A 21221-nucleotide genomic window follows, 5' to 3' on the forward strand; every position below is an offset into this window, starting at 1 on the left:
ACGAGACCGTGAACGACGAGACCGTGAACGACGAAACGACAGGCGACCTGGTGGACCACGAGACAGACACGACCGAGGCTGGGGCAACGGAGACCGGGACGACCGAGCCCGGCGCGTCGGAGGCCAGGACCAGCGAGGCCGACGCGACATCCGCGCCGGAGGTGGCCGGCGAGTCCGACGCCGCTCCCGGGTCCGGCACCGCCACCGAGGCGGGCGCCGCTTTTGAAACCGGCACCGCTTTTGAAGCCGAGCCGGTGTCGCCGCCGATCCGCAGCCGGGCCCGCGTCGGACTGATCATGGGCAGCGATTCGGACTGGCCGACGATGGAGGCCGCGGCCGAAGCGCTTGCGGAGTTCGACGTCCCGTTCGAGGTCGGTGTCGTGTCGGCGCATCGCACCCCGCAGCGCATGCTCGACTACGCGAAGTCGGCTGCGGGCGAGGGCATCGAGGTCATCATTGCGGGTGCGGGAGGCGCGGCTCATCTCCCGGGAATGGTCGCCGCTGCCACCCCGCTGCCCGTCATCGGTGTGCCGGTACCGCTGCGCTACCTCGACGGCATGGACTCGCTGCTGTCCATCGTGCAGATGCCCGCGGGCGTCCCGGTCGCGACCGTGTCGGTGGGCGGCGCGCGCAACGCGGGGCTGCTCGCGGTACGCATCCTCGGTTCATCCGACCCGGTGCTGCGGGCACGTATGGAGGCCTTCCAGCGTGGCCTCGAACAGCTCGTGCTCGACAAGGACGCCGCCCTGCGTCAGCGGCTGCTCGGCGGCGACTGAGAAGCTGGGCTGACCAGCTACTGATCAGCGGCTACTGATCGTCCGCGACCGGCTTGGTGATCCCGAGCCGCTCGGCGAAGAAGTCGAGTACCGCGACCAGGGCGTCGTGCGTCGGTTCGCCCGGAACGTCGACGAGGTCGTTGGTGAGCGCGGAATGCGGTGTCGGCAACGGTGATTCCGGATTGGCCGCCGAATCGGGCAGTTCGATCGCGAGGAATGCGTCGCCGAGGACTTCGCGTAGGAACCGAAAGCGCGACGGTGGCGACATCCGATCGCCCTCGAATCGCACGCCCATGACGTCGAGTCCGCGTGCGCACCGTCCGACGACCGTTGCGAGGTCGTCGTCGGAGATGTCGAGTGATCGTGCACGACGGGGGCTGATCGCGAACGGCAGCGACGGTTGAGCCAGGACGGGCGCAAGGATGCGTTCGTCGGTGGCCATCGCGAGGGCGAACCCGCCGGTGAAGCACATGCCGATCGCGCCGACACCTGGCCCGCCGCAGCGCTGGTGTTCCTCGGCGGCCAATGCCCGCATCCACTCGACGGCAGGTGAGGTCCTGCCCGTCGCCAGGATCGTGAATCCCTGCTGATGCAGGCGCGTCCCATCGTGCCGAGCATGTTCGACGCGCCCCGATGACCCCGAGATTCGACGGTGACGGGTCCTGACCGTCGACACCGTAGATCGACGGCATGACCGCGGTTGCTCCGATACCCGCGACCCGTCTGGCGAAGTCGGCGACGGCGGGACTGATACCGGGCATCTCGGTGATGATGATCACGGCGGGTCCCTCGCCGATGCTGTGGATGCGGCGAGGGGTGCCGTGGTGGGTTGCGATCCGTACGTCGAAGTCGGAGAGCGGGTCGTCGGCGGTGTGTCGGGTCACCGCGACGTGCCTGTCGACCACGCCTCGCGTCCGTCAGGGGCGACGAGGGTGCCCTGGAGTGCCCACTCGAACGCGCGGCCTGCGAGACCGGCTGCGAGCGGAAGGTCGGGTGAGTCGGCGGGAATGATGGTGGGCCGGACCAGTGTGTACTGCTTGCCTTTTCGAGTGATCCCGGCCGAGCCCGCGGCGAGCGTGTTACGTACCCAGTCGGTGTCGCGCCCGTAGGTCAGGATGATGTAGATCTTCTTTTCGTCGCCCGTCTCACTGACCCACGCGAGCACCGGGTTCGAGTAGATTCGCCCACTCTTGCGTCCGACGTGATGGATCATTGCCCACGGCGCCAGATAGGGCGCCCAGCGTCGTTGCAGGGGATTGGTGATCTTCTTGTTGGCGCGGGCCAACCAGTCGGGTAGCTGCATGTGGCCCACTCTGCCGCATGAGGCGCCCGCCGTGAACCACTCCGGAACAAGTGTTCACCTCGAGGGCGTCGTGGTCAGTCGAGAACGACGTCTGCGCGCTCGGAGGCCGCACGCGCCGCAAGGTCGGTGTCGGGGGTCGGGGAGACCCACACGAGACTGGCGCCGACGCTCAGCGGCGCGATGAGATTACTCAGAATGCCTGCACCCGTGCGCCATTCACGTGTCGAGAGCACCCGGCTGTGTGCGGAGACCCCGTCGGCGGATGCTGTGGCCGATGCGGTGGCGAGGATGTCGGCCGCAGGGGCGCCGTCGAGCGCAGGCCCCGAATATCGAGGCGGCGAGTATTGATCGCCGTGCACGCGGACCGCCGACGCATAGTCGGTGACCCCCGGTGGAAGGTCGGCGACGCCGAGTGCAAACGGATCGAGCGAGGCGACGACGAGTTCGTCGGCGTCGGGGTGCTCGTCGATTCCCGCGGCGCTGGTGAACGCGACCCGCGGGGCGTCGACCTCGGTGGTGACATGCACATGCGCCCCTGCCCACCACGCGCCCAACAGGATTGCGGCGCTCTGCCAGTGTTCGGGTAGGTCGACGACGACGTCGTCGCCGGGTGCGAGACCGAGTTCGACGACGAGATAGTTGGCGGTCTTCGCTGCCCAGTTGCCCAGAGTCGCCCCCGACAGTTCGGTGCGTTCGCCGGTGTGGTCGTCGTAGTAGGTGAGCAGTGGGCGGGCCCAGTCGTCGATGCGCGCGAGCAGGGAGGTGGTCAGCGTGTCGTCGGTCATCAGTTCACACACACCGGTCCGTCGGTGCCCGCCGTGATCGGTGGGGCGTTGTTGCCCACGCGCTGGCTGGCGGGTGTGTTGTTGGTCTGTGGTCCGGTGTCGTTGATCGATCCCGGACCGGCAAAGGTGTTGGTGAGCACCAACTTCAGGTGATGCTCGTCGAGGTCTGGTTGCGCCTCGACGCGCACCGCACGCAGATCCTTCGCGAGCAACTGTGCGCCGGGGTTGTCGGCGCTGTGTGCGTAGATCACCGAGTCCTTGATGTCGGCTGGGGTGCTGCTGGTCTTGCCTGCCTGGAATCCCTTGTTGGTCAGGATGTTCGAGACGTTGCTTGCCAGTCCGTCGATGGTGCCCGCGTTGTCGACGTCGACGGTGTAGTCGCCGCGTCGTGATTGTGACTTGGACGCGCCGTCGTTGAGCAGATTGCTGGTGAAGGTGTGCACGGCGTTGGGGTCGACCGTCACGACGCTCTGCTGTCCGTCTTCGCTCCACCCCTGTTCGTCGAGCACGGGAATGGTCGCGAACTTGACGCGCCCGCCGCTGAGATCCTTGAGTTGCTCAGCGAATTGCACGACGTTCCAGTCGTCGTCGATCACCACCGAGCGCGATACGGCGTCCTCGAGGTCGTTCAGCTTCGACGGATCGGTGAGGGTGTGCGCCGAGAGGATCTTCTGCGTCAGCGACGCCATGTAGACCTGCTGGCGCGTGATGCGGTCGAGATCGCCGCGGGGCAGCTCGTGGCGTTGCCTGACGAAGCTCAATGCCTGTGGGCCGTTGAGGGTTTGGCGTCCGGCTTTGAATCGTGCTCCCGAAAGCGGTTCGTTCACAGCGTCTTTGAGGCATACCTCGACGCCACCGACCGCCTTGGTCAACAAGGCGAACCCGAGCAATCCGACCTCGGCGTAGTGGTCGACCTTGACGCCGGTGAGGTCGGCAACCGTGTCGATGAGTGCCTTGCGGCCGGCGAGCGTGCCCTCGCGCTCGGCATCCTCTTCCGGCTTGCCCGCTTCGACCGCGCGCTTGCGCGCGCCTTCGCGGGTGGTGCCGTACGCGGCGTTGATCTTCGACAACCCGATACCGGGAACCGACACGTACGAATCGCGTGGGATCGAGATCGCCGTGGCCGACGATCCGTCGTTGGGAATGCGAATGAGCAGGATGGTGTCGGTGTTGGTGGAGATGTCGTCACCTGCGCGAAGCCACTTCAGCTCCTCGGACGAGAGCGGGTTGCCCTTGGCGTCGGTGCGCGAATCAGTGCCGACCAGCAGGATGTCGGTGGCGCCGTCGTCGCCCCCGCCGAGGTCGAGGCCGCCGAGCTGGGTGATCTTCGACGTCAGTCCGTTGACGCTGCTCCATGCGTATCCGGTGCAGACGAGCACAGCGACCGAGACCAGCGCGATCAGTCCGCGGCCCCAGGCTTTGCGTCCGAATCCGCCGACCGCCGCGAGTGCGCCGCGGGCAGGCGGGGGTGGATTCTGGCCCTGGTCGTCGTGGCCCTGCGGCTTCTGCTCCCGTGTGCTCGCGCTCGTGGTGGCGGCAGCACCCTTGGTGTGGATTTCTCCGGAGCGACGCTGGCGCGGACGACGAGTGACGCCCGGCTTCGCGGGCGCGCCGGTGTCGTCGGGGGACTGGGAGGTCGGGCGTTGGCGGGCATCGGGCCGATTTCGTCGAGGCGGTTGCGGCGTGCGCGGGCGTTGACCGTCGGGACCCGGGCGGCGAGGCGCGTCGGGGTTCACCCGCCGCTCTGTTCGCTGACGTTCTTGCTGGCCGGTGCGTCCCTGCTTGCCTGGGTGTCGTCGCCGCGGATCTCCGGTGCCCTCTCGCCGGTCCGGTGTCGCGCCTTCGGGGCGGGGCCGTGTGGGCCGGGGGGCGCGTTGCTCGTCGTGCGCGTCCTGGGCTGGGCGTCGGGGATGGGCCGCCCGGGACTCGTCGTGCGCGTCCGAGGTTGGGCGCCGAGGGCCGCTTGGCCGCCGACGCGCGCCTTCGGGTCGTGACTCCACGAGTGGTCAGGTCCTTTGCGATCGTCGAATCCGGCGTTCGGCTCCTCGGGGGATCGCGTCCCGTTCCCCGCGGGACGCATGTGAATGCCGTTATTCAAGAGGTTGACGTTGCTGAAGTTGTTGTACTGACGTCAGGCTACTGAAGTGGCGCGCAATATCGCGGTTGCAACGCCGACGCGATCTCGTCGCCCCTCACCCTGCCGACGTGACGATCAACACCTCGTGTCCCGGGTCACGTGCGCGTGACCACGATTCGTGCGGCACGATGAGGCCATGCACAGGGGCGACGACGTCGATACGGAACCATCGAACAGCGGCAGCGCAGCGAAGGAACGCACGGTGTGGATCGTGGGGGCAGGCGGCCAGCTCGGCACAGCGCTGCTCGATTCCGAGTACAAGCCCGGCCACGTTCGCGCACTGACTTCGCGCGACGTCGACATCTCCGACTCCGAGTCGGTCGCCCGGGCATTCGCCGACCTCGCAGCGGGAGACGTCGTGGTCAACTGCGCGGCCTACACCAATGTCGACGCCGCGGAATCCGATCGCGAGCGGGCCGTGGCGGTCAATGCGAGCGGGCCGGCGAATCTGGCGACGCAGACAGCCCGAGCCGGTGCGTGGTTGATCCACATCTCCACCGACTACGTCTTCGGCGGAGCCGCCGCGGGCAGCCCGCGCGAGGGTGAGACCCGGCCCGCGCCGCGGACCACGCCATATGAAGCGACCATGGTCGAGGACGACCTCGCTCCCGAAACCGTCTACGGCGCAACGAAACTCGAGGGTGAGCGTGCCGCGCGAGCCGCCGATCCGACCGCCACCATCGTCCGAACCGCCTGGGTGTACACGGGAGGTCGCGAAAGCCCCGACTTCGTCGGCACGATGCGCCGCCTCGAGGCGTCCCGCGACACGATCACCGTCGTCGACGACCAGACCGGCTCACCGACCTATGCGCGAGACCTGGCCGACGGAGTGTGGGAGTTGGCATCACGTGTCGGCGACGACGCCGTGACCGGGGCCGTCCTGCACGCCACCAACTCGGGCGCAGCGACGTGGTTCGACGTCGCGCAGGCCGTCTTCGAGGGCGTGGGTGCCGATCCGTCCCGCGTATCGCCCGTGACGACGGACGAGTTCCCCCGACCCGCGCCGCGGCCCGCCTATTCGGTCCTCGACGCGTCGGCGTGGGCTGACGCGGGGCTGACCCCGCTGCGGGGCTGGCGGGATGCGCTGGGTGCGGCGATCGCGGAACCCGACGTTCGGAATGAATGAGGTATCGCCGATCCCCACGGACGCGTGACATACGCGGGAGGGACGTCGGGGATCCGGTCGGTGGTTGGTTACCCTGACCGGGTGACTTCTGCCATCGGTGTCGTGACGGTGACCTATTGGTCCGGCGGCCACGTGGAGACCTTCTTGAAGAGTCTCGACCACGCGACCTCAGCTGTACCCCGCGTCATCATCGCCGACAACGGCTCCGGCGACGGCGCACCCGAGGCCGCGGCACGCGACCACGACAACGTCACGCTGGTGCACACCGGCGGCAACATCGGCTACGGCGGAGGCATCAACAGGGCGGTCGCCGAGCTCGGCACCGACGTCGACTTCATCGTGATCGCCAACCCTGACGTCGAGTGGTCGCCCGGTGCGATCGACGAATTGGTCGCGGCCGCCGCGCGGTGGCCGCGGGCCGGTGCGTTGGGGCCCCTGATCTACGAACCGGATGGTTCGGTCTACCCGTCGGCACGCAGTGTCCCGAGACTGGTCTCGGGAACGGGGCACGCACTGCTGGGGACCGTGTGGAAGTCGAACCCGTGGACTGCGGCCTACCGCGCCGACGACGTCGCCCCCAGCGAGCGACCCGTCGGCTGGCTGTCGGGATCGTGCCTGCTGGTGCGCCGCGAGGCCTTCGAGGCGATCGGCGGCTTCGACGAGCGGTACTTCATGTACATGGAGGACGTCGACCTCGGAGACCGACTCGGCAAAGCCGGATGGCTCAACCTCTACGTGCCGGGCGCCGAGGTCACTCACACGAAGGGCCACAGCGCAGGTCGTGACCCCGGCGCGATGCTGCCGGCGCACCACCGCAGCGCGTACATGTTCCAGGCTGACCGCAATCCGGGACTGCTGCGCGCACCGCTGCGCCTCGCGCTGAGGCTCGGCCTCGCGCTTCGTTCGCGCCTGGCGGTCCGCGCTGCGGGGCGCGACACGATCGTTGATGATGATGGTTCGACCCACTCGAGAGGACACGACCAGTGACCGGATTTACCGTTCCGAGCACGGCCACCTCGACGTCGGCGCCCAGCGCTGACGTCGACATGTCGAAGACCCAGGCGGTGATCCTCGTCGGTGGTAAGGGCACACGGTTGCGCCCGCTGACGTTGTCGGCGCCCAAGCCGATGCTGCCCGTTGCCGGACTGCCCTTCCTCACACATATGTTGTCGCGAATCCGCGCAGCAGGGATCACCGACGTCGTGCTCAGCACGTCCTTCAAGGCGAGTGTGTTCTCGGAGTACTACGGCGATGGCTCGAAGCTCGATCTGAACCTTCGCTACGTGACCGAGGACGAGCCGCTGGGCACCGGCGGCGGTATCCGCAACGTGCTCGATCTGCTCACCGCCGAGGACATCGTGGTGTTCAACGGCGACGTGCTCAGCGGGACCGACATCAGCCAGGTCGTCGCGACACATCAGCGCACCGAGGCCGACGTCACGCTGCATCTCGTGCGCGTCGGTGATCCGCGTGCGTACGGCTCCGTGCCCACCGACGACAACGGCAGGGTCACGGCGTTCCTGGAGAAGACCCAGGACCCGCCTACCGATCAGATCAACGCGGGCACCTACGTGTTCCGCCGCGGGGTCATCGAGCAGATCCCGGCGGGCCGCGAGGTGTCCGTGGAGCGCGAGGTGTTCCCGAGCCTGCTCGCCGACGGCAAGCGCGTCCAGGCCTACGTCGACAACACCTACTGGCGTGACATGGGCACGCCGGAGGATTTCGTGCGTGGCTCGGCCGACCTCGTGCGCGGTATCGCGCCCTCGCCTGCCCTCGGTGACCGTCACGGCGAATCGCTGGTCCACGAGGGTGCGGGCGTTGCTCCCGGTGCCGTCCTCGTCGGCGGAACTGTCGTGGGTCGCGGCTGTGAGGTCGGCCCACGGGCTCGACTCGACGGCGCGGTGTTGTTCGACGGCTCGGTCGTCGAAGCGGGTGCCGTCGTGGAGCGCAGCATCGTCGGAAAGGGTGCGCGTATCGGCCCGCGTGCGCTCATCCGCGACACCGTCATCGGCGACGGCGCAGAGGTCGGCGCACGGTGTGAACTGCTGCGCGGCGCGCGCGTATGGCCGGGCGTGCAGCTGCCCGACGGCGGCGTGCGCTTCTCCACCGACGTCTGAGCGCGCTCAGCGGGCTTTCGCCGCTGCGAGTACTCCACCCCCGAGGGGAACCACCACGGGCAGCAACTGATCGTCGTCGGCGATGCGCAGCGCGGCGGACCGCGCTGCGCTCGTTACCGGGTCCGTGCGTGTCGGGTCGCCGACCGCCCCCGACGCTGTGGCGTTGTGCACCACGACCACGCCGCCAGGGCGCAGCATCCGGACGGCCTCGTCGACGAACGTCGGGAGGTCGATCAGCGGACCGTCGATGAACACGAGGTCGTAGGAGCCGTCGGACAGTCGCGGCAATACCTCTCGCGGAGTGCCGTTGATCAGCCGGGTCCTGCCGGGCGGGATGTCGGCGCCTGCGAACGACGCGCGCGCGGCGCGGTGGTGTTCGGGTTCGGGGTCGATGGTGGTGAGGACCCCGTCGCCCGACATTCCGTTGAGAAGCCAGAGGCCACTCACCCCGGTGCCGGTGCCGATCTCGGCAATGGCGTGTGCGTCGCACGAGCGGGCGAGCAACGCCAGCAGTGCACCCACTGCCGGGCTGACTGGTTCGGTCCCCAATTCGTCTGCGCGTGCCCTCGCGGCGGCCAGCGCATCGTCTTCAACGATCGCCGATTCGGCGTAGTCGATAAGGGCCGCGGCCGCGGCATCGGTACCGGTGGGTGCATCGGTCATTCCATGAGATTAGGCCGGACACGGCCCGCCATGTCAGTGGCACGCCCGATTCGGGTGTTGACGGAGGTCGACGAGTCGTAAACCCGACCCATCCGAATCGTCGCGGGCTCCGACGTACTTCAGTGAAGACGTGCTCAGCAGTGCAGACCTGCTCGGCAAAGCGTCCTCAGCGAAGACTTACTCAGTGAAACCTCAGCCGCCTCACACTGCGACCACACCGCGATGGGAGAGGGTGAGACAACAGCACGGGCGCGGTGGTCGGAATAGCCGTCGATGCGCAGGTGTTCAAGATAGCGAATTCGTGTCGAAACGGACTCGAGCCGCTCGACAGCAAAAGAAGGGAACCGGCCACCCGCGATGACTGATCCCCAGGCATCCACCACCGCAGAGTTGAACACGGCGGTCGAGACGATCGACGTCATCCCCTCGGGGACGGCGGGCTTCGACGCAACCGGCGATGAGTTCTTGATGCCGACGTGGGACGAGCTGGTCCGTGAGCACGCTGACCGCGTCTACCGGCTCGCCTACCGTCTCTCCGGCAATCAGCACGACGCCGAGGATCTGACGCAGGAGACCTTCATCAGGGTGTTCCGCTCGCTGTCGAATTATCGGCCGGGAACGTTCGAGGGGTGGCTGCACCGCATCACCACCAACCTGTTCCTCGACATGGTCCGTCGTCGCAACAAGATCCGCATGGAGGCCCTGCCCGAGGAGTACGACCGTGTTCCCGGCGACACTCCCGATCCTCAGCAGATCTACGCCGACGCCAACCTCGACCCCGACCTCCAGGCGGCGCTCGACTCGCTGACCCCCGATTTCCGCGCCGCAGTCGTCCTCTGTGACATCGAGGGACTTTCCTACGAGGAGATCGCCGCGACGCTGGGCGTCAAGCTCGGCACCGTGCGTAGTCGTATCCACCGCGGACGGCAGACGATCCGGGATTACCTCGCAGCTCGCGGCCACGACAATCGACGTTCGGTAGCCGTCGGAAACTGACGTTTTCACCCGATTCGGGAACCCCGGGCACCGTCGTGCCGTTTGGGATTCGGATAGGCTGTGTTGCCGGCACGGGCACGCAGCGCCCTCCGCCTTACGGACCCGACCGGTTCGCTCGCGGAGACCGACCTGTGAAGAGGGGTGAACCACACATGATGGACGGCCGACGGGATCGACGAGATTCCGCAGCGGACGCCGACAAACGAGCTCACGTCGACAACAGCCCGCCCGGTAGTGGCGCGCTCGCCGACGGTCCGCCTGCTGAGGGAGCATCGCATGTCGACACCGCAGGGCACGCCGACGGTGTGGCTGCTTCGCCCGATCTACGGGGCCGTAGGCGTTCTCCGTGGAACCCCGCCACGTGGTCACCCGCGACGTCCTCCTTCGCGCCCAACCCCGCTTTCCGACGTCCCCGCCCGCGTCGATTCGCTTCGACCGAGCATCTCGCGTCCGAGGCCGTCGCAGCATTCGTCGACGGTGAGCTCGGTATGACCGCACATGTGCGGGCCACACACCACCTCGCGCTATGCCGTGAATGCATGGATGCCGTCGACGCTCAACTCGACGCCCGCACGCGGCTGCGCGACTCCGGGACGGTGGCGATGCCCGCTGACCTGCTCGGTCAGTTGAGCCAGATTCCCACGCGCGAGATCGACATGACCGGTGTGCGCGACCGTCGCGAACAGGGTCGTTCTGACGGCCCGGTTGGTCCGAATCCCTCTCGTCGCGACACCTTTCACTCCAGTCCGTTTCCGGACGGACGGTTCCACGGACCTTTTGCCACGCCCGGACCGCTCGCTGCGTCGGGCTTGCCGCCGGTGAACACACAGACCGACTACGGGCACACCGACTTCGGGCACGAGGCATCGCGTCCCGCCACTGCGCCAACCGACGCGGTCCGCGGTGAGCCCGACCGTGGGCGCCGCAACCGCTGGCGCGGACGCTGAGCACCGGAAACGAACGCGTGGGAGCAGACGACATCGACGAGACCGACGCCGGCGGATCTGACGGCGGTCAGCGCCGTTCGCAGCCGGACGATTCACCCTTCAGCCGTGAGAACGCCGCTGCCACGGGAGGTGCGACACCACCTGCCGAGACGCCACCCGGCGACGGCGCTTCCCGCGGCCAGCAGCGACACGTCCCTGTGTCGCCGGCTACCGCGCAGGTGTTCGGCCGCCCCGCAGGCGTTCGTGGTTCGTTCGCGAGCACTCCGTCGTCGTCGAGGCCCGCTCCGCAGATCGCGCCACCCGACGCGGTGCTCGCCGAGGCGTTCGGCAGGCCGGAGGGTTCCGACGAGACACTCCAGCGCGATCCACTCGCCGCCTACGGCGTCCCGACCGACGAGCCCGCGCCGCCGGATCCGTGGCGCGACCCGGAGAGCATCGCCTCCCTCGACGCACCCGCGCTCGTCGACGAGTCTGCGATAGACCCGACGGTCGCCGGTCCGAAGCTGGGCGTCAAGGATCTGCTCTTCGGTAAGAGGGTGACGTGGTATGCCCTGGCCACCCTCGCCGTCCTGGCATTGCTGATCGGGTTGGTCGGCGGATTGATCGGCCGCTACACCGCAGAGGTCGCGTCGCCGCTGAACAGCAACACGGTGAAACTCTCGACGGGCGACGGCGGAGATGGTGGGGGAGAACCGAAATCGGCCGTCGCACGCGTCGCCAAGGCCGTCGAGAAATCGGTGGTGTCGGTCGATGTGCGGACAGCGAGCGCCTACGGCACCGGTTCGGGTTTCGTGATCGACGCAGACGGTTACATCCTCACCAACAACCACGTGATCTCGATGGCGGCGAACGACCGCAGCGCCAAGCTCGAGGTCGTCTTCTCCGATCGCAACCGAGTGCCCGCTCGCATCGTCGGCCGCGATATCCACACCGACCTCGCTGTGCTCAAGGTCGACAACGTGGCGAACCTGACGGTTGCGAAGATCGGCAACTCCGACGATCTGCAGATCGGTGAAGAGGTCATCGCTTTCGGTTCGCCGCTGGGCCTCGACCGCACTGTCACCAGCGGGATCGTCAGCGCGACGCACCGCGCGGTCCCGCTGCCACCCGACGCCGAGTCGGACACCGACGCCGTGATCGACGCGATCCAGACCGATGCCGCGATCAACCCCGGCAATTCGGGTGGTCCGCTCGTCGACGAGTCGGCGGCGGTGGTCGGGATCAACACGGCAATCGCCTCCGGTGCCGGCGGCTCGATAGGTCTCGGCTTCGCCATTCCCATCAGCCAGGCCATCCCCATCGCCCAGTCACTGATCCGGGACGGCAAAGTCAACCATCCGCAGATCGGCGTGAGCGCGAGCTCTGTCCGCAATGACCGAGTACTCGGCGCGGGCGTGCGCAACGTCGTCGCCGACGGACCGGCGGCACAGGCGGGCGTCAGGGAGAACGATGTCATCACCTCCTTCAACGGCCGCAGCATCGAAAGCGCCGACGAATTGACGGTGGCGGTGCGCACGACGAAGATCGGTGAGCGGGTGCCGTTCACCTACTGGCGGGACGGTCGAACATTCAACGGTTCGATCACCACAGCCAGCGACTAGCGCGGCTCGGCCACCCAGCGACTGGCGTAGATCGGTTTCAGAGTAGGGAAGTGTCATGTTCAGCAGCATCGGTTGGGGTGAGATCCTCGTGCTGCTCGTCGCTGCGCTGGTCATTCTCGGCCCGGAGCGGCTCCCGGGGGCCGTGTCGTGGAGCATGCAGTCGCTGCGCAAGGCGCGCGAGTACGCGACGGGTGCCACCGATCAGTTGAAAAACGACTTCGGCCCCGAATTCGACGAGCTGCGTAAGCCGCTCTCGCAACTGAACGAGCTACGCGGACTCACTCCGCAGTCGATGATCACCAAGCATCTCTTCGACGGCGACTCGTCGATCTTCACCAGCGGACCGTCGTCGAACACCGTCGAGCGTGACTCGCAGACCCCGCCGATCAAGCCGGTCTCCGCGCCCGTGCCGATGACCAAGGAGGGTCAGCGCGCGAGTTCGAATACGAGTGCGTCGACATCAGAGCAGAGGACATCAGAGCAGAGTTCGCGTCGGCACGATGTGACCGACTGGGACGCCACCTGACTTACCATCCCGGCTGATCGTCGAGCCTGGGGAACAGACGTGTCAGCCGTGACGCGTCGTGTCGATGCCGAGGCTCATGCCCGCAAGGCCACGTCGACGAACCGCGAGCTTGTCGGCGATCGCGCGTAGCGCGCGCCCCGACGCTGAATCGGGAGCCGAGAGCACGACGGGCTCACCGGAATCGCCGCCCTCGCGCAGCGCGGTCTCCAGCGGCACCTGGCCGAGCAAGTCGACGCTCGACCCGACGGCCCGGGTCAACCGCTCGGCGACCTTCTCGCCGCCTCCGGAGCCGAACGGCTCCATGCGCGTACCGTCGGGCAGTTCGAGCCACGACATGTTCTCGACGACGCCGAGGATCTTCTGCCTTGTCTGCAGCGCGATCGCACCCGCGCGTTCGGCGACCTCGGCAGCGGCCTGCTGCGGGGTCGTCACCACGAGGATCTCCGCGCCCGGGATGAGCTGTGCGATCGAGATCGCGACGTCGCCGGTCCCCGGTGGCAGGTCGAGGAGGAGCACGTCGAGATCTCCCCAGTAGACGTCGGCGAGGAACTGCTGAAGCGCGCGGTGCAGCATCGGTCCGCGCCAGGTGACCGGGGTATTGCCGTCGGTGAATTGCCCGATCGAGATGAACCTCACGTCGTGGCTGATCGGCGGCATGATCATCTTCTCGACCTGCGTCGGCTTGGCGTCGCTGCCGAGCATGCGCGGCACGGAATGGCCGTAGATGTCTGCGTCGAGTACGCCAACTGACAGTCCGCGTTGCGCGAGGGCCGTCGCCAGATTCACCGTGACCGACGACTTTCCGACGCCGCCCTTGCCGGACGCGACGGCATACACCCTGGTCAGCGAACCGGGTTGCGCGAACGGAATGACCGGCTCTGCCTTGTCGCCGCGGAGCTTCTTGCGTAGCTCGGTGCGCTGTTCGTCGTCCATCACGTCGAGATCGACGCGGATCGTGCCGACGCCGGGGACGTCGGCCACGGCCTTCTCCACCCGGCCCGAGATCTCGGTGCGCATCGGACAACCCGACGTCGTGAGGTAGATGGTGACATCGACGCTCGAGTCGTCGTTGATCTGCACCGACTTGAGCATTCCCAGGTCGGTGATCGGCTTGCCGATCTCGGGATCGTTGACCTTGCTCAGCGCGGAGCGGATCGCGGATTCGGTTGGCTGGACTCCGGTAGTCATCTCCGCCAGCTTAGCGCCGCGATCAGCGCAGGTAGAGAACGGGTGGGGTGCCCCACGGCATGACGATCACACGGTCGCTCCGACTACGCGACTGCGACCGCGAGCCTATTGCGGCACGACCTTGAGCGCCGGCGTGCTCGTCGTCGCTGGTCCGGGATTGCGCGGCGCGTTCTGCTTCGGTGCGGGCTTGGGTGCGGGCTGGCCGGGGATCGTGATGCCCGGGGGCAGGCAGATCGCGCCAAGACACTGCTGCGTGGGAGTCGTCGGTGTCGATGGCGTCGACGAATCCGACGATGAGCCGGGCGCACTCGGCGCACCGGGCTTGGGTGGCTTCGACGGCTTGGAACTCGACGACGAAGACGACGAAGACGGCCGCTTCGGTTCGGGAATGGGGTTGGTCGGCATCACGCCGGTCGCATACGCCCCGGCCCAGGCGAGGACGTTGGTCACGTAATCCATCGAGTGGTTGTACCGGTACACCGCTGCGACCTTGTTCTTGTCGGTCATGATGTCGGTGAATCCCGAGCACAGGTAGCGGCCGGCAGAGTAGGTGGAGTCGAAGATGTTGTTCGGGTCGACCTTGCCGTCGCCGTTACCGTCGGCTCCCCACGCGGCCCACGTGCCGGGAATGAACTGCATTGGTCCCATCGCGCGCGCATAACCGCCCTGGTGGCGAATCACCTCGTTTCCGGCGAGGGAGCCGTCGAGCACAGGCCCCTCGATGGGATTGATGGTGTTTCCGTACTGGTCGACGGACCCGTTGCTCGCGTGATTCGACTCGATCCTGCCGATGCCGGCAAGCAGGAACCACGGGAGCTTGCACTGTGGTTCCTCGGTACCGATGCGGTTCGCGGCCAGTTTGTACGCCTGCAGGACGACGCCGGGAATTCCCAGCGGGCCCGATGGCAGATCAGCGGCGAGACGATACTGCGGGGCGGTTGCGGTCGCCGCAGCGGCTGCTGCGCTGGCCGAGACGGTCGGCGGGGGCGCGAATCCCAGCAGCGCGACCGGTTCGGCGGGTGCGACCGCCGCGAGGACCGTCGGCTTCGCGGGTTCGGCGCGCACCGCGACCCGAACCCCGCCCTGGGCACTCGACGTCGCGGCTCCGAGCACCATCACACCGACGAGGACACCGCCCGCGCCGACGGCGAGAGCTCTCCCCGGGAGTCGGGTGCGCTTGGGCCCGCGACGACGTCGAAAAGGGTGTGGCGCTCTCAATCTCGGACCTTCCCCAGATCGCTCGCACCCAACAGTCGAGTCTGACCCGTCATCGACACTCCATTGCCTCCACACAGTCCGTTGGCGCCCGTCTCACCGTGCCGGTGCACATGCAGGAGGGTCCACCCCGGAAACAAACGCCGGGCGTCACCATCGGCTGATGTCCGACGGCACTCCGGCTGTGACCCACCATACATATGGGTCGAGCGTCCGAGTGCGGAACCTCCACAAAAGTTCACCATGTGAAAGTCATCGCGTGATCTGTCCGTGAAGTTACGTGCGTTGACGTTACGTGCGCCGAAGCTACGTACTCCGAAGCTACGTACTCCGAAGTCACGTACTCCGAAGTCACGTGCGTCGCGGTGCTAGCGCTCGGGGTGGTGGCGCCGCGACTTCTCGGTGTCTGCCGAACCGTCGAGTCCCTCGAGCCGGGCGACGAGTCGGTCGGTGAGGTCGTCGAGCATGTCGTCGAGTTCTTTTCGCAGGTAGTCGCGGGTGACGGTATCGCCGACGGCGAGGCGGACCGCGGCGAGCTCTCGCGCGAGGAACTCAGTGTCGGCCTTGGTCTGCGCGGCACGGGCACGATCCTCATCGAGCGCGACGCGGTCGCGGTTCTCCTGCCGGTTCTGGGCCAGGAGAATCAGGGGAGCGGCGTAGGCGGCCTGCGTCGAGAACGCCAGGTTGAGCAGGATGAACGGGTACGGGTCGAAGCGCAGCGCGACCCAGCTCAGATTGATGATGATCCACACGATGACGATGACCGTCTGAATCGCCAGATAGCGGCCGGTACCGAGGAACCGCGCGATCCGCTCGGCGTACATGCCGATCAGGTCGCTGTCGACGTGGAACGATGGCCGTCGGTTCACGCGCGGGGTGTCGAGGCGGCGCGTGCTCTGCTCGCTCGTCATTCACTCGCTCCTGCTGTGCCGTTGCCGCTTGCGGCACCTGCCGTCTCCGACTCTGGTTCGTTGTCCTCGGGTTCATTCTCGCGCCAGTCACGCGGGAGCATCTCGTCGAGGAGGTCGTCGACGCTGACCGCACCGAGGAGGTGGTTCTCGTCGTCGACCACCGGGCCACACACGAGGTTGTAGGTCGCGAAGTAGCGCGTGACCGTCTCGAGTGAATCGTCGGGATGCAACGATTGCAGATCCGTGTCGAGGATGCCACCGACGATGTTCGCAGGTGGCTCGCGCAGCAGCGCCTGCAGGTGGACACACCCGAGATAGCGTCCGGTCGGCGTCGCAGTCGGCGGACGCACGACGAAGATCATGCTGGCGGCTGCCGGGGTCACATCCGGGTCGCGCACGCGGGCGAGTGCTTCGGCGATAGTCGTCGAGGCGGTGACGATCAGCGGCTCCGAGGTCATGAGGCCGCCCGCGGTGTCCGGGGAGTGGGTCAGCAGTCGTCGCACAGGCGCCGATTCCTCGGGGTCCATTCGTTCGAGCAGTGACTCCGCCTCGGTGTCCGACAGTTCGCCGAGGAGGTCGGCCGCGTCGTCGGGATCCATGGCCTCGAGCACATCGGCGGCACGTTCGACGCCGAGGTGTGTGAGCACTTCGGTTTGATCGTCCGGCGGTAGTTCCTGCAGCACGTCGGCGAGGCGCTCATCGTCGAGGGCCTCGGCGATCTCGTCTCGACGTTTCGGCGGCAGCTCGCGCAGAGCATTCGCGACGTCGGCGGCTCGCATCCCCTCGAACTGGGAAAGTGCCTGTGCCACACCCTGTCCGGGCAGTTCCAGTGCGCTTGCGGTGAGCCCCTGGACCCGATTCCACTCCACGACAATGGTTTCGCCGCGCCGCAGTCCGCGCCGTGCCGGACGTGCCGCGACACGGGAGACCACCCAGTCGCGAGTACGTGTCCGCTCGATCCCGAGGTCGACGACGATCATGTCGATGCCCTTGAGGTCCTCGTGATCGGGATCGTCGATCCGCACCCGTGAGTCCAGGATCTGTCCGATCGCGAGGGCTTCGCCCGGACGCAGGTGCAGTCGTCGCAGGCTCACGGTTCCGGTGTTGAGGGTCACCGCGGTGGGATCGATGGACGTGACCCGCAGCATGGGGACGAAGATCCGTCGGCGCGTGGCCAATTCGACGGCGAGGCCGAGCACGCGAGGCTGCTGTCCTGGGAGTCGAACGGCGATCACGGCGTCGCGGACGCGGCCGATCGATTCACCGTCGGGACCAAGGACCGCCAATCCGACTAATCTGGCCACGAAGACCTTGCTCACCGACGCCATGTGGGTAAGGGTAGTGGCCGAGTGGAGGACATGACATGACCAACCCGATGAGTTCCGGTCGGCAGACGCCGGGTCTCCCGACGCCGCCCAAAGGATGGCCGATCGGCTCGTACTCGACTTACGCTGAGGCACAACGTGCTGTCGACTATCTCTCCGACGAGAACTTCACCGTTCAGGACGTGACGATCGTCGGCGTCGACCTCATGCAGGTCGAGCGTGTCATCGGCCGACTCACCTGGGGCAAGGTGATCGGCGGCGGTGTGGTCTCGGGAGCGTGGCTCGGACTCTTCTTCGGACTGCTGGTCTCGCTCGTCGTCAGCGGCAACGCATTGGTGCCCATTCTGTTCGGTCTCGTCGGCGGCATTGTCTTCGGCGTCATCTCGACGACGATCCCGTACGCGGCCACTCGCGGTCAGCGTGACTTCGCGTCGACGATGCAACTCGTCGCCGGACGCTACGACGTGCTCTGCGACCCGAAGAGCGCAGAGAAGGCCCGCGACATGCTCGCCCGCCTCAATCCCTGAGTCGTACCTCGATGCCATTGGCGCGTGCGTAGAACCGGCGCGCGCGAAGAACATTGGCACGGTCGCGCCGAATGTGTTGCTTGTCACTACCGCGCCGGACTAGCGTAGCCACCAACGCCATGGCGCGCGGTGACGCGCGTTGTGCTGCGTGCGACATCGAGGAGGCTGCGTGCGGAGCGACGGTGACCAAGCCGGTAGCGGCGATCGCGACAGGGATTCGGGCAACACCGATTCGGGCAACACGGATTCGAGCACTACGGATTCGAGCAACAGGGATACAGGCGTTGTAGTCCGGCGTCGCAGGGCCGCAGACGTGGCCGGCAGGGCATCGGGGCGGGGTCGATCACGACGTATGTCGGTGAAGGCGGCCGTCGCAGCGGCGGCACTGGTCACGGTGCTCCCGATCGTGTCGGCATGCGGTTCCGGGCATGAGCCGGGAGTCCTGAATCTGTATCCGCCCGCCGACGGCGCCGGTTCGATCAAATCCATGGGCGACAAGTGTTCTCAGGAATCCGGTGGCAAATATCGGATCGTGACGACGGCCTTGCCCAAGGCGGCCGACGACCAGCGTCTGCAGTTGGCGCGACGACTTTCGGGCAACGACAAGAGTCTCGACCTGATGGGCATGGACGTCGTGTGGACCGCGGAGTTCGCCGACGCCGGATGGCTCACACCGGTGCCCGAGAGCATCGCGGGTGAGGTGGAGGGTCGAACACTGGGTGGTCCGCTCGAGACCGCCAAGTGGAAGACGAAGAGCGATGACGCGGAACGGCTTTACGCGATCCCGATCTGGACCAACACCCAATTGCTCTGGTACCGCAAGGATGTTCTGCGCGACACCCTCGACAAGGGGCAGCCCGCCAAGACGTGGGACGGCATGGTGGCCGACGCGACCCGCAGCCTCGCCAAGGGCGGGCCGAGCTACATCATGGTGCAGGGCAAGCAGTACGAGGGCCTGATGGTGTGGTTCAACTCGGTCCTCGCGAGCGCAGGCGGCGAGGTGGTCGACCCCAACGATCCGAACAAGGTGACGCTCAACGACACCCCGGAGCACCGCGCCGCCACGGTGAAGGCGCTCAGCGTGCTCAAGGCCGTCGCGACCGCGCCGGGACATGATCCATCGTTGACCAACGGCGACGAGACCAGTTCGCGTCTGGGCATGGAGACGGGAAAGGCGATCTACCAGGTCAACTGGCCGTTCGTGCTCTCCTCGATGCGAGAGAACGCCGCCTCGGGCAGCGTGCCGTTCCTGACCGACATGCAGCAGTATGCCGGTCTGTTCGCCGACAAGGACAACACTCCGACAGACGAACAACTGGCGCCGGTGACTCGCGCGGTACGGCAGAAGTTCGATTTCGCTCCCTATCCCGGTGTGACGGAGGGAATTCCGGCCAAGAGCACGGTCGGCGGGTTGAATATCGCGGTGGCGAACACCTCGCAGCAGAAGGACCTGGCGTTCGAGGCGGCGATGTGTCTGACGAACGCGCGGGCGCAGAAGTTCTATTCGATCGACGCGGGCACCCCGCCGGTCATCTCGTCGCTCTACAGCGATCCCGATTTCCGTGCGGCGTATCCGATGGCTGACGACATCAAACTCCAGCTCGAACCCGAGCATGCGGCACTGCGTCCGAAATCGCCTGACTACCAAGCGATCTCGACGCTGCTGCAGGCCAAGCTCTCTCCGGTTGGCTCGTGGGACCCCGAGACTCTGGTCGACCAGCTTGCCGAGCAGGTACAAAAGGCGATCGACGGGGAGGGACTCATCCCATGACATCCGGTAACGACGGCACGGGCAACGACCCGGCCGAGGAGCGCAGGGGTAGGCACGCGATGCCCGGCGACGGCGACGACACCGGGGGATCGTCGGCGGCGCAGGGGTCCGGATCGGGGCACGGGCCCGGATCGTACGGTCGCACAGTGCATTCGGACGCGTGGACGCCACCAGAGCGTCTCGGTCAGCCCACCGGAGGCGCACCCGAGCACGCCGCGCCGACGTCGAGTACCCCGTCCTCCGAGATTCCGTCCTCCGAAACCTCGTCCTTGGAGAAGTCGGCGCCGCTGACGCCCACCGCCGCGCAAGCGACCGTGGTCGGGGCCGCTTCCCGCGCGGATGCCACACGGTCGGCAGGCGGGACGTCCACGGCGACTCTGGAGCGGCCGGCGACGTCGTCGAAGCGCGCGAAGCGATCCGGTGAGGTGAGTGAGGGCAAGAAGCAGGAACGTCGACTGGCGTATTGGTTGATCGCTCCGGCCGTGATCCTCATGCTGGTTGTCACGGCGTATCCGATCGTCTACGCATTCTGGTTGTCGCTCAACAAGTCCAGCCTGTCCGCGCCGGGCGAGCGCGAGTTCACGTGGTTCAGCAACTACGGCACGGTGCTCAGTTCCAACTACTGGTGGACGGCCTTCTTCGTCACGCTCGGCATCACGGTGGTCTCGGTCGTCATCGAGTTGGTGCTCGGCATGGCGATCGCGATCGTGATGCACCGCACGATCTTCGGGCGCGGTGTGATCCGAACCGTCGTGCTGATCCCGTACGGCATCGTGACGGTCGCGGCCGCGTTCTCGTGGTACTACGCGTGGACACCCGGAACCGGTTACCTCGCCAACCTCCTGCCAGACGGTAGTGCGCCGCTGACGCAGCAGTGGCCATCATTGGCAATCATTGTGCTCGCCGAGGTCTGGAAGACCACGCCGTTCATGGCGCTGCTGCTGCTCGCCGGTCTCGCGTTGGTGCCCGACGAACTACTCAAGGCCGCTGAGGTCGACGGCGCGGGTGCATGGACCCGCCTGCGGCGCATCATCATTCCGATGATGAAGCCCGCGATCCTGGTCGCGCTGCTGTTCCGTACGCTCGATGCGTTCCGCATCTTCGACAACATCTATGTGTTGACGGCAGGCAACAACAACACGTACTCGGTCTCGATGCTCGGCTACGACAACCTGTTCAAGGCGTTCAATCTGGGTGTGGGATCAGCGATTTCGATACTCATCTTCATCTGTGTCGCGATCATCGCCTTCATCTTCATCAAGGGCTTCGGCACAGCCGCGCCCGGTTCCGACAACGAGGGGAGGTAG

The 21221-nt window shown here is 66.9% G+C and carries 20 protein-coding genes and 1 pseudogene; 11 read left to right on the forward strand and 10 right to left on the reverse strand.

What is annotated here, in order from left to right; all coding sequences use genetic code 11:
• Positions 1-254: 254 nt before the first annotated feature.
• A complete protein-coding gene (purE, locus tag A5788_RS20750) occupies positions 255-776 on the forward strand; it encodes a 5-(carboxyamino)imidazole ribonucleotide mutase (protein ID WP_269449580.1) in 522 nt (173 codons plus the stop codon).
• Between the two features lie 31 nt (positions 777-807).
• Here the strand turns inward: purE and A5788_RS20755 are convergent.
• From A5788_RS20755 to A5788_RS23630, 5 genes and pseudogenes are all read right to left on the reverse strand, one after another.
• Positions 808-1660 (reverse strand): annotated as a pseudogene (locus tag A5788_RS20755) (dienelactone hydrolase family protein).
• Positions 1657-2079, reverse strand: a complete 423-nt coding sequence (locus A5788_RS20760; protein ID WP_064861537.1) for a nitroreductase family deazaflavin-dependent oxidoreductase — start codon at positions 2077-2079, stop codon at positions 1657-1659. Before A5788_RS20760 ends, A5788_RS20755 begins: the two are co-directional and overlap by 4 nt.
• A gap of 74 nt (positions 2080-2153) precedes the next feature.
• On the reverse strand, positions 2154-2864 hold the full coding sequence (locus A5788_RS20765; protein ID WP_064870451.1) for a TIGR03089 family protein: 711 nt from the start codon (positions 2862-2864) through the stop codon (positions 2154-2156).
• Entirely contained in the window at positions 2864-4600 is a 1737-nt protein-coding gene (locus A5788_RS20770; protein ID WP_231894287.1) for an LCP family protein, read from the reverse strand. The genes A5788_RS20765 and A5788_RS20770 overlap by 1 nt, the downstream gene beginning before the upstream one ends.
• Positions 4597-4944: a hypothetical protein gene (locus A5788_RS23630; RefSeq protein WP_082938068.1), complete on the reverse strand. Its 348-nt coding sequence runs from the start codon at positions 4942-4944 to the stop codon at positions 4597-4599. The genes A5788_RS20770 and A5788_RS23630 overlap by 4 nt, the downstream gene beginning before the upstream one ends.
• A gap of 193 nt (positions 4945-5137) precedes the next feature.
• Between A5788_RS23630 and rfbD the strand changes: the two genes are divergently transcribed.
• The 3 genes from rfbD to A5788_RS20785 all read left to right on the forward strand — a co-directional run bounded on the left by rfbD (position 5138) and on the right by A5788_RS20785 (position 8244).
• Positions 5138-6127, forward strand: a complete 990-nt coding sequence (rfbD, locus tag A5788_RS20775; protein WP_082938067.1) for a dTDP-4-dehydrorhamnose reductase — start codon at positions 5138-5140, stop codon at positions 6125-6127.
• A gap of 81 nt (positions 6128-6208) precedes the next feature.
• The gene (locus A5788_RS20780; protein ID WP_197494581.1) at positions 6209-7114 is read left to right on the forward strand and encodes a glycosyltransferase family 2 protein; all 906 of its coding nucleotides are present in this window, start codon (positions 6209-6211) and stop codon (positions 7112-7114) included.
• Positions 7115-7173: 59 nt separating this feature from the next.
• Positions 7174-8244 (forward strand): sugar phosphate nucleotidyltransferase, encoded by a 1071-nt coding sequence (locus tag A5788_RS20785; protein WP_231894289.1) that lies wholly within the window; start codon positions 7174-7176, stop codon positions 8242-8244.
• A 6-nt stretch (positions 8245-8250) separates the two neighbouring features.
• On the opposite strand, the gene A5788_RS20790 is transcribed toward A5788_RS20785, so the two are convergent.
• Positions 8251-8907: an O-methyltransferase gene (locus A5788_RS20790; RefSeq protein ID WP_049699516.1), complete on the reverse strand. Its 657-nt coding sequence runs from the start codon at positions 8905-8907 to the stop codon at positions 8251-8253.
• Positions 8908-9264: 357 nt separating this feature from the next.
• On the opposite strand from A5788_RS20790, the gene sigE reads away from it, so the two are divergent.
• The 4 genes from sigE to tatB all read left to right on the forward strand — a co-directional run bounded on the left by sigE (position 9265) and on the right by tatB (position 12977).
• The gene (gene sigE / locus A5788_RS20795) at positions 9265-9903 is read left to right on the forward strand and encodes an RNA polymerase sigma factor SigE (protein WP_049699515.1); all 639 of its coding nucleotides are present in this window, start codon (positions 9265-9267) and stop codon (positions 9901-9903) included.
• A gap of 152 nt (positions 9904-10055) precedes the next feature.
• On the forward strand, positions 10056-10850 hold the full coding sequence (locus A5788_RS24630; protein ID WP_442902900.1) for a hypothetical protein: 795 nt from the start codon (positions 10056-10058) through the stop codon (positions 10848-10850).
• A gap of 17 nt (positions 10851-10867) precedes the next feature.
• Positions 10868-12451 (forward strand): trypsin-like peptidase domain-containing protein, encoded by a 1584-nt coding sequence (locus A5788_RS20805; protein ID WP_064870448.1) that lies wholly within the window; start codon positions 10868-10870, stop codon positions 12449-12451.
• 55 nt (positions 12452-12506) lie between these two features.
• A complete protein-coding gene (gene tatB / locus A5788_RS20810; RefSeq protein ID WP_064870447.1) occupies positions 12507-12977 on the forward strand; it encodes a Sec-independent protein translocase protein TatB in 471 nt (156 codons plus the stop codon).
• 42 nt (positions 12978-13019) lie between these two features.
• Here the strand turns inward: tatB and A5788_RS20815 are convergent, their stop codons facing one another.
• The 4 genes from A5788_RS20815 to A5788_RS20830 form a co-directional block, all read right to left on the reverse strand.
• On the reverse strand, positions 13020-14165 hold the full coding sequence (locus tag A5788_RS20815; RefSeq protein ID WP_049699512.1) for an Mrp/NBP35 family ATP-binding protein: 1146 nt from the start codon (positions 14163-14165) through the stop codon (positions 13020-13022).
• Positions 14166-14270: 105 nt separating this feature from the next.
• On the reverse strand, positions 14271-15383 hold the full coding sequence (locus A5788_RS20820) for a lytic transglycosylase domain-containing protein (protein WP_197494580.1): 1113 nt from the start codon (positions 15381-15383) through the stop codon (positions 14271-14273).
• Positions 15384-15748: 365 nt separating this feature from the next.
• Positions 15749-16291, reverse strand: coding sequence for a DUF1003 domain-containing protein (locus A5788_RS20825; RefSeq protein ID WP_064870445.1), 543 nt, complete (start codon positions 16289-16291; stop codon positions 15749-15751).
• Positions 16288-17619, reverse strand: a complete 1332-nt coding sequence (locus A5788_RS20830) for a magnesium transporter MgtE N-terminal domain-containing protein (RefSeq protein WP_049699509.1) — start codon at positions 17617-17619, stop codon at positions 16288-16290. Before A5788_RS20830 ends, A5788_RS20825 begins: the two co-directional genes overlap by 4 nt.
• 35 nt (positions 17620-17654) lie before the next feature.
• On the opposite strand from A5788_RS20830, the gene A5788_RS20835 reads away from it, so the two are divergent.
• The 3 genes from A5788_RS20835 (at position 17655) to A5788_RS20845 (ending at position 21221) form a co-directional block, all read left to right on the forward strand.
• A complete protein-coding gene (locus A5788_RS20835) occupies positions 17655-18143 on the forward strand; it encodes a general stress protein (RefSeq protein ID WP_049699508.1) in 489 nt (162 codons plus the stop codon).
• 352 nt (positions 18144-18495) lie between these two features.
• Complete coding sequence (locus tag A5788_RS20840; RefSeq protein WP_064870444.1) at positions 18496-19914, forward strand: extracellular solute-binding protein; 1419 nt, start codon at positions 18496-18498, stop codon at positions 19912-19914.
• Complete coding sequence (locus tag A5788_RS20845) at positions 19911-21221, forward strand: ABC transporter permease subunit (RefSeq protein ID WP_082938066.1); 1311 nt, start codon at positions 19911-19913, stop codon at positions 21219-21221. Before A5788_RS20840 ends, A5788_RS20845 begins: the two co-directional genes overlap by 4 nt.

Origin of the sequence: Gordonia sp. 852002-50816_SCH5313054-c, from assembly GCF_001665925.1 — a bacterium.
Classification (GTDB): Bacteria; Actinomycetota; Actinomycetes; order Mycobacteriales; family Mycobacteriaceae; genus Gordonia; species Gordonia jacobaea.

What these genes read in the sequence shown, in the direction of transcription:
- rfbD (WP_082938067.1), top strand. Translation starts at nt 5,138, where the DNA reads ATGCACAGGGGCGACGACGTCGATACGGAACCATCGAACAGCGGCAGC.
- A5788_RS20845 (WP_082938066.1), top strand. Translation starts at nt 19,911, where the DNA reads ATGACATCCGGTAACGACGGCACGGGCAACGACCCGGCCGAGGAGCGC.
- A5788_RS20815 (WP_049699512.1), bottom strand. Translation starts at nt 14,165, where the DNA reads ATGACTACCGGAGTCCAGCCAACCGAATCCGCGATCCGCTCCGCGCTG.
- A5788_RS20785 (WP_231894289.1), top strand. Translation starts at nt 7,174, where the DNA reads ATGTCGAAGACCCAGGCGGTGATCCTCGTCGGTGGTAAGGGCACACGG.
- sigE (WP_049699515.1), top strand. Translation starts at nt 9,265, where the DNA reads ATGACTGATCCCCAGGCATCCACCACCGCAGAGTTGAACACGGCGGTC.
- A5788_RS20765 (WP_064870451.1), bottom strand. Translation starts at nt 2,864, where the DNA reads ATGACCGACGACACGCTGACCACCTCCCTGCTCGCGCGCATCGACGAC.
- A5788_RS20830 (WP_049699509.1), bottom strand. Translation starts at nt 17,619, where the DNA reads ATGGCGTCGGTGAGCAAGGTCTTCGTGGCCAGATTAGTCGGATTGGCG.
- A5788_RS20840 (WP_064870444.1), top strand. Translation starts at nt 18,496, where the DNA reads ATGTCGGTGAAGGCGGCCGTCGCAGCGGCGGCACTGGTCACGGTGCTC.
- A5788_RS20835 (WP_049699508.1), top strand. Translation starts at nt 17,655, where the DNA reads ATGACCAACCCGATGAGTTCCGGTCGGCAGACGCCGGGTCTCCCGACG.
- A5788_RS20790 (WP_049699516.1), bottom strand. Translation starts at nt 8,907, where the DNA reads ATGACCGATGCACCCACCGGTACCGATGCCGCGGCCGCGGCCCTTATC.
- A5788_RS20825 (WP_064870445.1), bottom strand. Translation starts at nt 16,291, where the DNA reads ATGACGAGCGAGCAGAGCACGCGCCGCCTCGACACCCCGCGCGTGAAC.
- A5788_RS20760 (WP_064861537.1), bottom strand. Translation starts at nt 2,079, where the DNA reads ATGCAGCTACCCGACTGGTTGGCCCGCGCCAACAAGAAGATCACCAAT.
- A5788_RS23630 (WP_082938068.1), bottom strand. Translation starts at nt 4,944, where the DNA reads ATGCGTCCCGCGGGGAACGGGACGCGATCCCCCGAGGAGCCGAACGCC.
- tatB (WP_064870447.1), top strand. Translation starts at nt 12,507, where the DNA reads ATGTTCAGCAGCATCGGTTGGGGTGAGATCCTCGTGCTGCTCGTCGCT.
- A5788_RS24630 (WP_442902900.1), top strand. Translation starts at nt 10,056, where the DNA reads ATGATGGACGGCCGACGGGATCGACGAGATTCCGCAGCGGACGCCGAC.